The organism is Corynebacterium glyciniphilum AJ 3170 (assembly GCF_007673095.1).
Lineage (GTDB): Bacteria > Actinomycetota > Actinomycetes > Mycobacteriales > Mycobacteriaceae > Corynebacterium.
On sequence record NZ_VDYZ01000050.1, the window covers coordinates 1 to 477 of the forward strand.

Consider the following 477-nt stretch of genomic DNA (forward strand, 5'->3'; position numbering starts at 1 on the left):
CCCCCCATCCCCCCCCCTCCCTCCTCCCCCCTCCCCCCACCCCCCCCCCCCCCCACCCCCGACCCCATCACCACCCCCACTTCACCTTCCTACTCCCCCTTCTCCCTCATCCCCCCCGCTATGCTCACCTCCCCGTACCGCCCCCTCACTCCCCACCCCTACTCACCCCCCAACCACATCACCTCCCCCACCTCCTCCCCTCCCACCTTACTCACCACCCTCCATCCCCACTCCTCCCACACCTTCCACTCACCCTTCTCCTCAACCAACTTCACCCCCTCAATCACCTCTCCCTCCTCCTCACCCACCCTCACCACCACCACATCACCCCCATCCCCCGCCTCACCCTCCTCCTCCCCTCACCACCCCTCACCCTCCCACTCATCCCCCCCACTACCCCCATCCTCCAACCCCCCCACACCCCCCCCTCATACTACACCCCCCGACAACCCACCCACGATTCCCCCCTACTCATCA

At 67.7% G+C, this 477-nt stretch carries 1 protein-coding gene; it reads right to left on the reverse strand.

Features of this window, described 5'->3' with window-relative positions; translation table 11 throughout:
* Positions 1–158 precede the first annotated feature (158 nt).
* Positions 159–323 carry a hypothetical protein gene (locus FS507_RS19860; RefSeq protein ID WP_186314745.1) on the reverse strand — a complete coding sequence of 55 codons (165 nt, stop codon included), beginning with the start codon at positions 321–323 and terminating at the stop codon, positions 159–161.
* Positions 324–477 lie beyond the last annotated feature (154 nt).